This window comes from Methanosarcina barkeri MS, assembly GCF_000970025.1.
Lineage (GTDB): Archaea > Halobacteriota > Methanosarcinia > Methanosarcinales > Methanosarcinaceae > Methanosarcina > Methanosarcina barkeri.
Window position 1 is genome coordinate 3,922,397 of sequence record NZ_CP009528.1, and the last position, 14,189, is coordinate 3,936,585.

The following is a 14,189-nucleotide window of genomic DNA, read 5'->3' on the forward strand; positions in this document are numbered from 1 at the left end:
AGTTATTCGATTTTAACATCCGATATCCTTTACACATTCAATGTTCTTCAGTTTCTTCGAGGCACGCAGTGAAAGGGAACGCTTCAGCCCATCCAAACCCGCCAGGAATAAGGACATGGAACGTTTCCCTTCTTTCTCCTTTCTCTACTTCCAGCTTCTCAATATGGCTCAGATTTGTTTCAAAACCCTCTTCAGGTTCCTTGAAATCCCTGATATCGTCAAGGTCAAGTACTCCACTGGAGCAGTACAACATTTGAACATTATCTAAAATCCATCTCTTACTAACTAATACCATAATCCCACCACCCTATTATTTAACTTTTGAACCGTTAAAACACCCCCTGGTTTTTTCTCAACTACCGAGCATGGTTCACTTCGGTAATGATAAATTGTTTATCTGGAGCTCTATTTAACGTTTAAGGATCTAAAAATATAATGGAATTCAACTCTTGTACATACACATAGTTACCAGACTCTTCAATAAAACTCAGGCATTTAATCTGGTTTTGTTGCAGAAATTTCAGAAAGTACAACGGATACAAAAATTGTTACATTTATCGTAATAAATGCCCGAATGAATGTTAGAGAAGTACTTTAGGGATAAACTCGAATTAATAAAACCGACTACAGAGCTTGAAGAGACTGCTTTAGAATATAAAAAAGAACACTTTGATATCGGAGAATACGAATTACATGGCAACGCTCTGCTTGACAAAACAGAGCTTTATTTTACGTAATTACGGACACAGTGGTTACGGTGTACATCCCTCCGAACGCAAAAAAGGTTATGCCACACAAATGCTGAAAATGACACTCGAATATGCGAGAAAAATTAGATTATCAAAAGTGATGCTTGCATGTTATAAAGATAATGAAGCTTCAAGTAAAATAATTCAGAAGTACAATGGTATCTTTGAAAAAGAGATTTTACATTCCAATAGAAAAATTGTACAGGTATACTGGATAACCTTATGAGTTTTGTGTAGTTGATGGGAACTAATATAAATTTTAAGTATGTGTCGAATCCAATCTAAAGGGCAGCCCCAGTCAACTACACAGTACCGTTTTTATTTAACGAGCTATTATGAAAGTCATTTGTTAAAAATGTAGTCATTTTGGGAGAAAATTACTGTATTATGGAGAAGAATTCTTTCTCCTTGATTATAGAGCTGAAAACTCAGATCAGGGCCATTTACGAACAGATTTGTGCAAAGAACAGCTAACTCAAAGACCAAAACGAGAATACGCACAAGCAGGCGGCCCACATTCAACCGCTGATTCTGAACAACAACCGGCTAAATCTCAAGCTACTTCCGGAAATTACGGAAAACAAAAAGCTATGGTGGAAATTTTGGAATATTTTTTAAGCAATGCTGATATTATTTCAAATAGAACAGTTATAAAAATAGATATTTCTGAGTGATATTGATGAAAATACGCAAAAAAAGGCCAGAAGAAAATTCAGGAATTATATTTGGAGGCGTACTTTTTTTTATTGTAATGGCTTTAATTCTTAAGACGAGTACTTTGTTAAATATTTCTAATCAAATAATTGTTTGGGTTACTGTTGGTCTTGCCGCTCTAATGGTAACCACAGGACATTATATAGTCTCAAGAAAAGTAATTGACGAAAAAACGAGAAATGAAGACATAATAGCTATAAAAGGAAATCTGATAGGTTATTTTTTATGGATCATTGTATTAATAATTGCGGACTTATTAAAAATTGGAATTAGTACATTTGTAATGTTAGTAGGAGGTTACGCTACAATACTTTTGGTTTTAGTATATATGGATAAGAGAGTCATTAAGGAGCAAAAATAGTTTCACAGTGGATATTTTTGCCCAATCCCTCCAAAAGTTGAATTAAGAGTATTCCACTCATTCAAAGAAGAGTTTTAAGCGTAGGGGTCCCATAACGCCTTGTTGACTCTAAAAGAGTTGCCAAATTCCTTTTTAGAATTTATCTGAAAACTTCCCTCCACGCCCGCATGCTCACAAAGTGAGCAGATATCGGGCGGCCACTGGCAGAAAAAGAAGAAAAAGGATATAGTCATGCATAGAGTATTTTTCTACAGCGATATATAAGATCATACGGATATGTTGTATTATAAAAAGGAGAACACTACAGAACAAAAAAGTTTACTGTTGTCATCGAAAAGGATAAGGATGGAATTTACATAGCTTCTGTTCCGGAACTCCCTGGATGCCATACTCAGGCTGAAACGCTTGACGAGTTAAGCAGAAGGATAAAAGAGGCGATTGAACTCTACATTGAAGTTGAAGCCGAGAAAGGACAAGAAAAGCATCTTGATTTTTAATTTTTGCAGTGAAACTATTCAATTAGAGCCATCATTATTTTTAGTCTTCAGAATATCGAGTATCACAAGAATCTCATCTTTTAAAGCAGGAATATCGACTTTAACAGTATGCCAAACATCTTCCAAATTAATTCCAAAATAATGATGAATCAATCGATCTCTCATTCCAGCAATGTCCCTCCAGGGAACTTGAGGATACTTTTCGCGGAGATCTTTGGATAAGTTTTTAGTGGCTTCACCTATAATCTCAATTTGCCTGATAGTCCCATCTTGAACTAGATTGCTAGACGAAAAATCTTTTTTTTCCATACCTCTAGTATATTCTTCAATACGTTCAATTGAATCGAGGATGTGGCGAAGATAAATCGAGTCATTTTTTCTCATGCAGAGATCACTTTTGCTTCTTTTTTAATTTCTTCAATAAGGTATGGGCTTATCGACCCTTCGGTTAGTAAATCGACTTTTACTCCAAGAAACTCTGATAGCTCTCTCTCAATTCTAACCATAGTGAGCAGACCTTTCGTTTCAGAAAACTCTACAAGAACGTCGATATCACTTTCTGGTCTTTCTTCTCCTCTTGCATAAGACCCAAAAATAGCTACCTTTGTTGCTCCTTCTTTCTTGAGGAATGAAGATATTTTTTCGAATAACTCTTTATTTTGGGAAGCACTCTCCATATCAGCATAATTTCGTTTGTTACAATTTAAACATATCCTGATGAAAGAGAGCCACTTGTTTTGTCTTAGAATAATTTTGTTTTGTCAATTATAATCTCTATTCGGCAGGTCGACATAAGATATTTTAATATTTTTCTTGATATCGTTTTTGAATATTTGATAAATATACATTAGATTTAAAGCTGGTTAACGTGTGGCTCAACTCCCACGACACATATAAACACTAAATCATTTTTCCATTAAAGTTTAGTATGAGATTTTATGTTTGGATCAGATGTAAACCTCACAATTGCATATAGTAAAGGATCATCATATCAAAATCACCATCATTAAAAATCATCGAAAATGAAATGTCGACCTGCCGAATATAGGGTAATCCTTTCGTTTTATTCAATCACAAAAGAAGGCAGGCGAGCATCTGGTCTGTGTGGCAAACGCCCTAGTAAAGGAAAATCTACTAGAGATAGGCCAGATCCGCCTGATAAGCTATTACCTTTGACGCAGAATAATCCTGTAGAAAATCAGATAATGAGCTACCAGAGAGCAGGCAAGAAAATGCAGCAAGTTTCCTAAACTACTGTGTTCTTTCTCTTATCTTGATAAATAGTTCTTAAAAAATACTTTATTTGAATATCAATAAAGTATTTTTAGGAAAACAACTGCATAATAAGATAATAGCAACATAATCTCAAAAGGTGGCTGTTTTTAGCTCTTAAATTAGTTATTTGCCTGAAAAACTATCTATAAATCAAAGAATCAAAGGAATAGCAACGTTATATGTTAAAAAGTCGCTGTACTTTCCATCCAGAGATTTCCAGCCCATAATACACTTTTTTTCATAAAGTACTTTGTTTTTATTATAATATGGCTAGAATTGACTCTGTTCCAAAATCTAGTGATTTTCGCTTTTTTGATTGAAAATATGAATTAGCAAGAAGAATCCGATTATCATCAAAATCAATATTCGACGTCTAAAGACTTCAATTTTTAAGTTGTATCACAAGGATTGTGACTAATTACAAAATCTAGTGATTTTGAACTTTACATTCATCACTAGATTTTGGTACTGAGTCCTAGAATTGTAAAACAAAAGTTAAGATTCACTACAAAATGCAGTTGTTTTGGTGAAAACTATTGTATTCTTGAAGCCTAATATCTCAATCCTGTATGCCTTTAGAATGAACGCCGAGCCAGAGCTGTTATAAAACTATGTGCTTTCACTCTAGTGTTTCATCTTCATCTCTGTAACGGCGCGTTTTTAGTATTATTTTTCCGTCATCATCTCTCTCATAATAGAATTCTTGTATTTCTCCGTTTTTGTCCCATATTCTGAATCGCATATTGCTTTTGTCGCAATTGATCATTTCTCCACCAAATGGACATTCTACTCTGTTTCCTTGTGTAACAACCATTTCGAAAAGCTGCTGTGTGCCAAAAAATATGGGTGAATTGAACCATCCTATGTGCTTGTTACATCTGACTTCGCAAGTGACTTTCATATTATTACTTTCACAGCTAATGTTAACGTCTCCTTTTGGTTTTTATCGTAATTGTTCGGCTTTTATTATATCTTTTAGTCTTTTTGTTCTCATATTTGTTTTTCGCTCCGTAACTTCGACTTTCAACTTGTCGATTTTTATAAAAGATATGTATTTTAGCCAGTTTTGTGCTAATTTTAATTACAAATTTCTTTACGATTTATAAAAGACTCATTTCATGAGCTAAAAAACTGTGGAGTGTAAAGAACTCTAAACCTTACAAAATTCACTTGAGTCGTATCATTTTCATAAAAATGTGGTTCAAAACCGAATATTTTATAAATGTATACCAGTAAATTACTAGCACTTTTGAATAAAAACAAAAAAAGACAAAGGAGAAAAAACCATTTCTTTTATTATTGCTGTTTATGTTGGAGAAGGTATTGTATTAGCAAGTGATAGCCGGACAACCTATTCATATACGGAAACTTTGCCAAATAAGAAAGTCATTGAACATATTGGAATACATTCTACAAATACTACGGACAAGACCTTTATCTGTCCAAACAGATGTGGTATTTCGGTTTGTGGTGATGCTTCAATTTTTGGTATGCCAATAACAAGTTATATACAATCATTTATTAGAGAAAAAATAAATACTAAAAAGAAAGTTGATGAAATACCAGACATGCTGATAAAATATTTCAGAAGTTTTGATCCCATACCTGATGCAACTTTTTTAGTAGCTGGTTATAACAAAATAGAAGGTACTTTTAAACAATCCTTATATAATGTAAGAATTATTGATAGCATTAAAGAAAAAATAGATACTAATACTCAAGGCGCGAGTTGGGCTGGAGAAGCTCTGGTTCTATCAAGACTTTTGCAACCTGTGAGCCTAAAGAATAACGATGGTTCTTATACAGATTTGCCAGCTCAAACAATATTATGGAATTTTTTCACATTGCAAGACGCAATTGATTTTGCTAAATACGCGGTTGAAACTACAATCAATACGATGCGTTTTCAAAATGTAGTTGAAACCGTTGGAAACCCAATTGATATTTTAGTCATCCAACCTGAAAAAGATCCATTTTGGATAAGTAAAAAAGGATTAGGCATTGGCGTTTGATTAAAGGAGATAGAGAATATAAACAAAGTATGGAGTTGAATTTAAGAAATAAGTCACTAGTGTCGCGTCAATTCTCAAGGATTCAATAATTACGAATAATTTCAATCGATTTTATACGACATTTTGCTTTGACTCGACACTAGTCTGAAAAGGTAACCAATTGTAACTTGGCTACATACAATTAACAAAAATCTCAGCTTAATCTTTTTTTAATTGACTTATTACTAATTTCTTTTATATAGTTAAGTAGTGTGTCGACAGTTTTGTAAATTCTAAATATCAGTACCTAAATACAACCCACATTCCGCAGTATTTTTTCGAAAATCAATATTTTTCCTGATAGTGTTTTTGGGACAGGTACAAATAATTTGGATTTTTAGTGGCATTTGGTGAAAATTGAATGATATCGTTTTTTGCCTTTAAATACACCACATAGTTGCTTTTACCTACTACATAAAAATCCATTGGTCATCGGTTAAGGATTTATTTCCTTCTTCTGTTACTCTTTTTGAATCCAATTTTTCATTTATTACTCAAACCATTCATCTCTAAACCTTTCTCTGTTTACATGAGGATCTAATGCTTGACTTTCATATACACTCATTATCGTTTCAAAAGTTCTTTGAATTCCACATCTATGCAGAATTACTGTCAATAAATCTGATGCATTCTCTGCAAATATTGTACTCCAACGTAACTGCGTATATCTAGCCATTTTTTCAGGATGAGTTGTTGATTTTCTTACAAGAGAATATATTCTTCTGCTAACGATTAGTGTCAATATTGCTGTCCAGATTAGAGCTTCAATTACCTGCACATTCTTTGTTTCAAGAACGTCCAGCGAGTATTTGCTTTTCAATTCCTTAAACAACAGTTCTATGTCCCATCTTGCCTCATATAAGTTTGCAATGTCTTTTGCATTCAAAATATCTTTCTGAATATTTGTGATGTAAATGTGGTATTTTTCATCCTCATCGTTATATACGGCAACAAGACGTACATTTATCTCGTCCTGTTTTTGCTTGCCTTTATACTCTCTTCTTTTGAATTCTATTTTTACAACTGCATCAATATCTTTTCCAGAAAGTTGCTTAATACATTCACTAACAGGTTTTCCAGCGAACTCTTTGCTTTTTGTCTTAGAAAGTCCCTCTTCAATAGAAACAAGAATAGGGTCTATATTCTTCCTAATCCTTGAGACAAAATATCCCCCATTTTCTTCAACTCTTGCAACATTTGAGTTTTGTAGAACCAAGATCAACAAGGAGAATACGGTCTTTGATCCAGGGACCTATTTTTAATGTCTTTATTTCAGCTGTTTTTTCAGAGTACAGAGCAACGGTTCTAGGTCCGTTAGCAACTGCACTTACCATAACTCCAACTTTTACTCCTGCAGCTACTGTTCTTGATCTTGCTGCAGGAAACTTGTCTGCTAACGAGGAATGGAGACGAACAATTGTGCTGTCCTGAATGACAACATCTTGGAAGGTTTCGAGTTTCTTGCTAAGTTTCCTACCAGGTTCTTTTGCAAGCTCTCCCATGCCATGAATTACACACTGGTGAAGAAACTCAACAAGTTCTGGAGTGAAACGATAGTACCAGCTGCTATCGCTTATGGTTTTTTGTGACTCAGTTTCATATTCGCGTTTCAAACTGGCAAGTGTACGCTGTAAGCGTACACCAAAACTGAGAGTTAAAACCCAAAAGATAATGACAGGGTCAATTTTACGTTCACGTACTATAAGACCAGTTTCTTTGGCAGTTTGCCTTAACCACTCTTCGGGAAACATTTCCCGAAGAGAGTCTTCAAGAGTAAGTGGGGGACAAGGAGACATAGATACAGAGATATTTATATTACTAATATAAAAAACACATACAAGAGAGGGAATTTAATGCTTAACCGATGACGCATGCATAAAAATCTAATAAATCCACGTTTGATTGAAAATCGATAGCAGTAAAAATATGAATCTACGAAAATTTACTGCGGAAAGTGGGTACAACCTAATACTTTAAACAAAGTGTTAGATTTTTAAGGCACCGTCGCGAATTTGCTGTAAATTCAAAGCTAAGTTTTCGTATACTGTGTGGATTTTTATTTTCCTGATATGGAATTTTTTACTCAATAACCTATTGAAATTTTTGATTTTACAGAAATATCGGCACACTGCCTGCTCTATAATGGCTTAAAACGGCTTAGAATCAAAGGTATTGCAACTACACAAAGAGTGAAGATTGAAGTGTATCAACGGAACCTGCTAGATCATAATTTTTAGTGTAGCAGTTGATATGCTCTCGTGTATCTGCATTTCGTGCATAATTTTTTATATAATTTGTGATATATTTTTTGATGTAACTTCATCTCGTCTATAGTTGGTTTAATTGTCGTTCGTATCTGTTGTGCATGAGATATCGCATTACGATATTCCTGGAGCATGCATCTGGTTTAGCTATCTGATAGCTGAACATAGAGCTGAGCACAAAGGAGGTTGATACGCATTGACTACAGTAATTAGTCCTGTGGATCTCTGGTTTATCCTGAGTTTCATTGTCGCTTTCACCAGGAAGTGATAAGCTATGAGATTAGATTAGAAGAAGTTACATCACCTAGTCTAAGTATAATAATAAAGAAATAGATAAAGGAAATTATCTGTAATATAAAATCAGGAGTGCAAATAGTGAATAGAAAAGTTACATTACTTCTGATTATAGCGGCAGTAATATTTGTTTCTGGTTGCGGAAGCACAAAAAATGATGAAGACCAAGCATGGTTGCGTTCTACTAAATTAGATATGGAGATGATGAGGCTAGACAAGCTTGATATGTTAAATGATCAAGAAATGCATTTAGATAATTTAAATGCTTGCGATAAAGTCGTAAAAGACGCACAGACTGCGTTACGAAATAATCATATGTATGATCCTACGTCTTCGAAATTTCAAAAGGCGCAAAATGAATGGGATATAATTTTAAATGATTATATCAGTGCAGCAGAATTTAGATATGTAGCAGTACAGAAATGGAATTTAGATATGTCACAAGATTCCTCTGTGTATGACGCTATGTATGAAGCTAAAAATAATTCAAATAACAAACTGTTAGATGCACAAGATCATTATTATAGATTAGACAATTACATACGTGGTGAGTAAATAAGGAGTAACAGTAATGCGTAAAGCAAAAGTATTTTCAATGGTAGTGTGTTGATTTTCTGTGAAATCACAATTCCCAAGAAGTTAGTAGTTTGAATATTCAATGTTGAAAGATGGAATTATACTCAGTACACAAAAAATTAACTTTGGATTCACAGGAATTCTCGACACCCTCGTAGATATTAGATACGTAGATTATGTTCCCTCACCTAAAAATTACAAATTATGTTAAGCTCTGAATATATTCGCCAAAATCAGGTATTTTTTCAATTTTAACTGTATCTCTGTCTGAAGTTTCTATCGATTTATATAATTCTATAGTAGTCTCATAATTTTTTTGTATAGTTTTGTAGACTAATTCCGCATTTTTACGGGTTATCCTCGAACCAAAAATGATTCCTTTTAGATCACTTTCAAAATAATTAAGTATATCATTTTCAAGTACGTCCCTGCTATAGATTATTCTGCATTCCTCTTCGAATATATAATCGATTTTTTTTGTACGTCCACGCTCAGATGCTTGGGTGTGTCTATAACTATTTGACATATCTATTGCATCTGGATCATTAAATGAAGGCACGTATATTACTTCATAAAGTGGACATATTACTCCCTGCTGCGTAAATATATGCTTATTGTAGTCTCTTGCATTCGTTTCCTCAGTATACTGAAAACAAAGGCAAATACCTTGGTGATTATCAGCATGTTTCTCCCACATTTTACGACTATTACATGTTTTACTAAAACAGCAAACTCTAGGCAATTTTTTTACTTTTTGATAGTAGGTATACATATTCCCTTCTTTTTTAACAGTACCATTGTTTACATAATCGTTTAGTATCTCATTTGCTTTAGAAGGATCACACTTCCTCCTCAAAGCAATCAAATCTATAATTTTTTCTTCCGTCATAGTCTCATATATCATGATATTGAAATCAGCACTATCTTCAAATGCAGCTGGATCACTAAAATATAATTGTTTACGAGACAAGTTATCTATGGTGTGATTATCATCGTGTTTCAAAATATGCTTGTACTGAAAAACTAAATTTTTATTTGTCATATAAACCACTGAGTAAATACTGTATTTCTAACACAAATACTTTTTAAATAAAACAACATTGATTTACTGGAAATACTTAAATGTTTTACTTTGTCTGTTTTACCTATGCTTTTCTGAACTCAGTAATTCTATGGGCTATAGGAATATGCGAATTTCTGCCGATCAACCTATCAAATGCAAAAATAATGCAAGAAACATATAGGTACTTTTTTCAGCGTCTATTGAAGTTAGTTTTAGTTTAAAATAAAGATACATAAATTAAAAAACAGTTTCTTAAAAAGATACTATATTTTGATAGTAAAAAGGACTACAAAATCAATTAAAATTCAACAGAAATTTCAATACACTTTCATTGAAATCAAAAACAGGGATGAGAACCAATCATCCCATCCCCGTATTCAGCGTAGCTAACACAATAGCTTCGCTGACAAAAAAAGAGGAGTTTTAGGCGTAAGGGTTCCGTAGCCCCTTGTTGATGCCGAAAGTCTTGCGCTCCTCAACTGTTTTCTGGTTCTTGTCGATCTTTTCTTTCGCGAGTTTCCTGAGGAGATCGAGACCGGGTTTGACTTCCTCAATTGGTTTTGTCTCGAACATGCCGTCTGCAACAGCCTTTGACCAGATCTCGTTTCCGACTTTGGTGCGGATGAAAACCGTAGACCAGCCGTCTGGGCTTCCGACCGAGCCGGTTGAAATGTCGGCAAGGTTAGAAACATAGTCAAGACAAACATGGCAGCCTGGCTGCTCGTACTTGTGGGTTGCCTTGAGTGGAACAGTAGCGACGTTTCCGCGTTCGGTATAGACCCAGAACTTGCCCTTCGTGATCTCCATCTTCTTCACGGAGCCAAGGCTCTGGTTTGCGTGGTCCTCGACAATGCTCTGCAAGGACTTGTACGAGAAGTTCTCCATGCAGAAAAGCCCCACTGTAAAAGCAACCTTGCCCGGGACATCTCGCATATTGATAGGATAAAGTTGAGCCTTCCTCACTGCCTGCATCTGGCAGCAAACGCCGGTGACCCCTACCTTATCAAGGCCAAAGGACCGTGTAGCCTCCTTGAGCCAGGAAATCTGGGGGCTGATGTTGTATCTTGTTCCTCGTGCCTTAAGGATGTCCTCGCGGGTCATCGCGACTACCGGTTTTGGCTGCCAGGGTTTGTCGCCCTCGCCTGCCACAATAGTTCCGTCGATGAACCCTTCTTCAAGGGCATAGACCATGAGAGCGGTGGCGATTCCGCCGTCCTGAGCTTTCTTGAGGATCTCCTTGTCCGTGCTCCGCGCCGAAACGCATGTCACGTATTTGCCGAGATACGGATCTTCAATCATCACTCTCACCATCCTTAAGCGCTTTAGCAATTATCTCGCTGATGTTCTCAAATTCAGAAATCACGTCTAAATTGAAGAAAGACCTCGGGCAGGCGCCGTAGCAGGAGCCGCACTTAATGCATAGGTCACGTTCACCCTGTGGTTTCCCGAACTCAAGAGTAATCGCATGCACTGGACAGGATGCAGCGCAAGTGCCACAGCCCATGCAGAGGCCCTGGTTGATCACATCGTACATAAGGTCGCAGAAACATCCGGAAGTGCCGCGCTTCGCAAGGTCCATGAGGGGCTTTAAGTACTTGCCTGCAAGCTCCTTCTGTTCCTCGTTCCCTTCAAGGAGCAGGTACGCCATGACAGCGACGTTCCTTATAAGCTCCGGGCTCGGGGGGCATCCTGGGATGTAAACATCCACGTCGATGAGATCTCCTATTGGGAGATAAGACTCGTGCTGTGGCTGGTTGTGCTGCCCGCCGCGGCTGAACCTGGTGATATTCCCGTAGCATGCGCAGGAACCGAGAGCCACCACGATCTTGGACTTCTTCCGCGTCTCTTTTATGTCCTCTACTGATTCATGGTCCTGGAGGCAGACCGATCCCTCAACGAGCGCCACGTCCATCTCCGGGATATGCCGGACGTCAGCAAGAGTGAGACAGTATACGAGGTCGGCATAGTCGTCCAGGATCTTGATGAGTCCTAAGTTGTTGTCGGCCAGAGACACAAGGCAGCCGGTACAGCCGCTCATGTGTACATGACCGATCTTAATCTTATTTGTCACTGGTTTTTTCTCCTTTGTAGCTTCCGCCTTGTTCTCCATCACAACCATAAAGGGCTCCCTTGCCCATGGTTTTCTCGATGAAGTTAAGCAGTCCCATAGTTCACTCCGATTTCCTTTAGTATCTCGGATACAGCGTCTGGAATGGCTCTCTGTACCTCGTCTGTAATCCCGATGACCATCTCGGGAGAAGAAACGTATTTCTTCTGGCATGCAAGGACACGGACCCGGATATCGTCCTTGATGTACTGGAGCGGCTCGGTCAGGTCCCATGAGTGGGCGTCCCGGTAACTCCCCACAGGAAGCTCGTCAACAGAGAGCCACCTGAGCTCGCCGGGTTCCCCACCAAAGTCCGCAATGTCCACAATGATAAGAGTCTTTGTGGACTCAGGGTTGAGAAGAGTAAAAACAAAATGTGGACCTCCAAGCCCTGCGTCAACAACCGTGACGTTCTCTGGAAGTTCGAGATCCTTGAGTTTTTCCACAACTGCAGGTCCGAACCCATCATCCGCAAAGAGCGGGTTGCCGCAGCCTGCCACCACGATCTCGGAGTACAGCGATTCCATTACCTTCACCACTGCATGAGCTTCTGGGCGACTATTTTTTCCTTCTCGTTCACCACGATCATGTGGGTTGCACACGAAACGCACGGGTCATAAGCCCGAACGACCATTTCGGCAATCTGCCAGGGCGCTCCAGTCAGAGCACGGCTACAGGTAGGGAAGTTCCAGGTAGTGGGCACAAGCATGTCATACCACCGCACCTTTCCGTCCTTCACCCGTGCAAGATGGATATTGCTCCCACGCGGAGCCTCGTTCGCAGCCCAGCCCATGGACCCATCTCCCTGAGGGATATGATCGGCAAGGACCTTACCCGAGGTATTCAGGTTGTCAAGGCAGTTGAGGATGGTGTAGCAGCAGTCTGGGTATTCCATCTGCCTGGCGATGTGCTGGGCAAAAGTGCCCTTCTCATCGAAGTTCTTGAATGTAGCAAGCCTTGCCCTCGGACCAACCTCAACAGGCTGTCCGTCGTAGGTCGGGACACCTGTGCAAGACTCCATCTGGGGGTTGGCTTTGGTGCCGACCTTCGTGGTGCCTCCGATCGGATAGCTTGGATCCTCAAGATCAATTGTTACCTCACCCATATACCAGTCCCATGGACGGGTTTCTTTCCAACGAGTGAAATCCCATGTGGGATTATCATCCAGACTGGATGACCCGTACATCGGGGCTGTGGCCATAACTCCCTGGTTATGGTACCCGAGTTTCTTAGGCAGTGGGATCTGCTTGCCTCCAACTTCGACAAACTCCCGGTTCTGCATGTTCCTGATAACATCAAGCATGAATTCCATCTGCTCGTGAACAAGGACAAGACATTCTTTCGCCAAATCGGCCATTTTCTGCTTTGCCCTGGGACTCACATTGTGGTACATTCCGCCGATCCTCGGATTGGATGGATGGATCGCCTCGCCACCTGCGATGGCTGCAATTGTCTGTGCAATCTCGCGGATGCGGACAATTCTTGCCATAACGCTCCTGGCAGGCTGCTCGTTGGCGAACAGGTTAAACTTCTTTTCCGTCCCAGGAATATAAAAGTCCGGGAGGATCAGGATGTTGTGCAGAGCATGGCTGTGGATACGGTTCGCGGCATGGAGAATGATCCGCAGGAGCTTTGCGTCCGTGGGGATCTCGCAGCCAATCGAAGCCTCCATAGCCTCGGTGCTTGCCAGTGTGTGGGCAATAGGACAGATACCGCAAACCCTAGAAGCAATCTTCGGGACCTGTTCCATTGTCTTACCTATAGCGAGCTTTTCAATACCCCTTACAGGGGTGATAGAAAGCCAGTCTCCTCGCTCAACAATACCCTGGTCATCTACCTTCAGGGTGAGCTTGGAGTGGCCTTCAAGTCTTGTGGTTGGAGAGATTTCTACAACTTTCGTCAATGGTATGCCTCGTTTTAGATTCGTTGTTATTTAGGCTGTACCGTGGTTAAGGCACTCTCTGTGCGATAATTCTAAGAAAGTTACTCGTACATGAAGTACGTTAACATCTTGATTTCTCCAGCGCGTAGTACCTCAGTATATTAAATATTTAATTTATAACGATAAATGGTTGAAAACGCGATATTACATAAATCCTTCTATCAATATAAAGAAGGTTAATAAAATAATAAGCATATTTATTCCAATCTATAAATCGAGTTTTATATTAAGTCAATTCTTTTCTATGACAAAGAAAACATTGAAATTAAAAGAATATTAGACACATAAATATGTGC

Annotated in this window: 16 protein-coding genes and 1 pseudogene; 7 read left to right on the top strand and 10 right to left on the bottom strand. The window is 38.3% G+C overall.

The window, feature by feature from the left end; genetic code table 11:
- Window positions 1–37: 37 nt before the first annotated feature.
- A complete protein-coding gene (locus tag MSBRM_RS15905) occupies window positions 38–295 on the bottom strand; it encodes a hypothetical protein (RefSeq protein ID WP_141706389.1) in 258 nt (85 codons plus the stop codon).
- Between the two features lie 283 nt (window positions 296–578).
- Between MSBRM_RS15905 and MSBRM_RS21530 the strand changes: the two genes are divergently transcribed.
- The 5 genes from MSBRM_RS21530 to MSBRM_RS19755 all read left to right on the top strand — a co-directional run bounded on the left by MSBRM_RS21530 (window position 579) and on the right by MSBRM_RS19755 (window position 2,321).
- Window positions 579–737 carry a hypothetical protein gene (locus MSBRM_RS21530; RefSeq protein WP_230668935.1) on the top strand — a complete coding sequence of 53 codons (159 nt, stop codon included), beginning with the start codon at window positions 579–581 and terminating at the stop codon, window positions 735–737.
- Window positions 694–975: a GNAT family N-acetyltransferase gene (locus tag MSBRM_RS22165; RefSeq protein WP_052712926.1), complete on the top strand. Its 282-nt coding sequence runs from the start codon at window positions 694–696 to the stop codon at window positions 973–975. Before MSBRM_RS21530 ends, MSBRM_RS22165 begins: the two co-directional genes overlap by 44 nt.
- A 229-nt stretch (window positions 976–1,204) precedes the next feature.
- On the top strand, window positions 1,205–1,423 hold the full coding sequence (locus MSBRM_RS15915; RefSeq protein ID WP_048156266.1) for a hypothetical protein: 219 nt from the start codon (window positions 1,205–1,207) through the stop codon (window positions 1,421–1,423).
- Between the two features lie 5 nt (window positions 1,424–1,428).
- On the top strand, window positions 1,429–1,824 hold the full coding sequence (locus MSBRM_RS15920) for a hypothetical protein (RefSeq protein ID WP_048156269.1): 396 nt from the start codon (window positions 1,429–1,431) through the stop codon (window positions 1,822–1,824).
- Window positions 1,825–2,153: 329 nt separating this feature from the next.
- Window positions 2,154–2,321, top strand: a complete 168-nt coding sequence (locus tag MSBRM_RS19755; RefSeq protein WP_080943753.1) for a type II toxin-antitoxin system HicB family antitoxin — start codon at window positions 2,154–2,156, stop codon at window positions 2,319–2,321.
- Window positions 2,322–2,339: 18 nt separating this feature from the next.
- Here the strand turns inward: MSBRM_RS19755 and MSBRM_RS15925 are convergent, their stop codons facing one another.
- The 3 genes from MSBRM_RS15925 to MSBRM_RS15935 all read right to left on the bottom strand — a co-directional run bounded on the left by MSBRM_RS15925 (window position 2,340) and on the right by MSBRM_RS15935 (window position 4,410).
- Window positions 2,340–2,705: a HepT-like ribonuclease domain-containing protein gene (locus MSBRM_RS15925; RefSeq protein WP_048156272.1), complete on the bottom strand. Its 366-nt coding sequence runs from the start codon at window positions 2,703–2,705 to the stop codon at window positions 2,340–2,342.
- Window positions 2,702–2,998, bottom strand: coding sequence for a nucleotidyltransferase family protein (locus MSBRM_RS15930; protein ID WP_048156274.1), 297 nt, complete (start codon window positions 2,996–2,998; stop codon window positions 2,702–2,704). The genes MSBRM_RS15925 and MSBRM_RS15930 overlap by 4 nt, the downstream gene beginning before the upstream one ends.
- A gap of 1,217 nt (window positions 2,999–4,215) precedes the next feature.
- Complete coding sequence (locus MSBRM_RS15935; RefSeq protein ID WP_141706387.1) at window positions 4,216–4,410, bottom strand: hypothetical protein; 195 nt, start codon at window positions 4,408–4,410, stop codon at window positions 4,216–4,218.
- Window positions 4,411–4,966: 556 nt separating this feature from the next.
- Between MSBRM_RS15935 and MSBRM_RS15940 the strand changes: the two genes are divergently transcribed.
- Window positions 4,967–5,608: a hypothetical protein gene (locus MSBRM_RS15940; RefSeq protein ID WP_052712927.1), complete on the top strand. Its 642-nt coding sequence runs from the start codon at window positions 4,967–4,969 to the stop codon at window positions 5,606–5,608.
- A 529-nt stretch (window positions 5,609–6,137) separates the two neighbouring features.
- Here the strand turns inward: MSBRM_RS15940 and MSBRM_RS15945 are convergent.
- Window positions 6,138–7,443 (bottom strand): annotated as a pseudogene (locus MSBRM_RS15945) (IS4 family transposase).
- A gap of 843 nt (window positions 7,444–8,286) precedes the next feature.
- Between MSBRM_RS15945 and MSBRM_RS15950 the strand changes: the two are divergent.
- On the top strand, window positions 8,287–8,760 hold the full coding sequence (locus MSBRM_RS15950; protein WP_048156282.1) for a hypothetical protein: 474 nt from the start codon (window positions 8,287–8,289) through the stop codon (window positions 8,758–8,760).
- Between the two features lie 223 nt (window positions 8,761–8,983).
- Here MSBRM_RS15950 and MSBRM_RS15955 read toward each other — a convergent pair whose 3' ends face one another.
- From MSBRM_RS15955 to frhA, 5 genes are all read right to left on the bottom strand, one after another.
- A complete protein-coding gene (locus MSBRM_RS15955) occupies window positions 8,984–9,823 on the bottom strand; it encodes a DUF2971 domain-containing protein (protein WP_048156285.1) in 840 nt (279 codons plus the stop codon).
- 444 nt (window positions 9,824–10,267) lie between these two features.
- Window positions 10,268–11,143, bottom strand: a complete 876-nt coding sequence (gene frhB, locus MSBRM_RS15960; protein ID WP_048156287.1) for a coenzyme F420 hydrogenase subunit beta — start codon at window positions 11,141–11,143, stop codon at window positions 10,268–10,270.
- Complete coding sequence (gene frhG, locus MSBRM_RS15965; RefSeq protein ID WP_141706313.1) at window positions 11,136–11,954, bottom strand: coenzyme F420 hydrogenase subunit gamma; 819 nt, start codon at window positions 11,952–11,954, stop codon at window positions 11,136–11,138. Before frhG ends, frhB begins: the two co-directional genes overlap by 8 nt.
- 44 nt (window positions 11,955–11,998) lie before the next feature.
- The gene (frhD, locus tag MSBRM_RS15970; RefSeq protein WP_176722069.1) at window positions 11,999–12,478 is read right to left on the bottom strand and encodes a coenzyme F420-reducing hydrogenase, FrhD protein; all 480 of its coding nucleotides are present in this window, start codon (window positions 12,476–12,478) and stop codon (window positions 11,999–12,001) included.
- 5 nt (window positions 12,479–12,483) lie between these two features.
- Window positions 12,484–13,854, bottom strand: a complete 1,371-nt coding sequence (gene frhA / locus MSBRM_RS15975) for a coenzyme F420 hydrogenase subunit alpha (RefSeq protein ID WP_048156290.1) — start codon at window positions 13,852–13,854, stop codon at window positions 12,484–12,486.
- Window positions 13,855–14,189: the final 335 nt, after the last annotated feature.

Bases quoted from the DNA above. Each gene is read 5' to 3' on its own strand.
- MSBRM_RS15905 (WP_141706389.1), bottom strand. From the start codon at position 295: ATGGTATTAGTTAGTAAGAGATGGATTTTAGATAATGTTCAAATGTTG.
- MSBRM_RS21530 (WP_230668935.1), top strand. From the start codon at position 579: ATGTTAGAGAAGTACTTTAGGGATAAACTCGAATTAATAAAACCGACT.
- MSBRM_RS22165 (WP_052712926.1), top strand. From the start codon at position 694: ATGGCAACGCTCTGCTTGACAAAACAGAGCTTTATTTTACGTAATTAC.
- MSBRM_RS15920 (WP_048156269.1), top strand. From the start codon at position 1,429: ATGAAAATACGCAAAAAAAGGCCAGAAGAAAATTCAGGAATTATATTT.
- MSBRM_RS15925 (WP_048156272.1), bottom strand. From the start codon at position 2,705: ATGAGAAAAAATGACTCGATTTATCTTCGCCACATCCTCGATTCAATT.
- MSBRM_RS15930 (WP_048156274.1), bottom strand. From the start codon at position 2,998: ATGGAGAGTGCTTCCCAAAATAAAGAGTTATTCGAAAAAATATCTTCA.
- MSBRM_RS15935 (WP_141706387.1), bottom strand. From the start codon at position 4,410: ATGGTTGTTACACAAGGAAACAGAGTAGAATGTCCATTTGGTGGAGAA.
- MSBRM_RS15955 (WP_048156285.1), bottom strand. From the start codon at position 9,823: ATGACAAATAAAAATTTAGTTTTTCAGTACAAGCATATTTTGAAACAC.
- frhB (WP_048156287.1), bottom strand. From the start codon at position 11,143: ATGATTGAAGATCCGTATCTCGGCAAATACGTGACATGCGTTTCGGCG.
- frhG (WP_141706313.1), bottom strand. From the start codon at position 11,954: ATGGAGAACAAGGCGGAAGCTACAAAGGAGAAAAAACCAGTGACAAAT.
- frhD (WP_176722069.1), bottom strand. From the start codon at position 12,478: ATGGAATCGCTGTACTCCGAGATCGTGGTGGCAGGCTGCGGCAACCCG.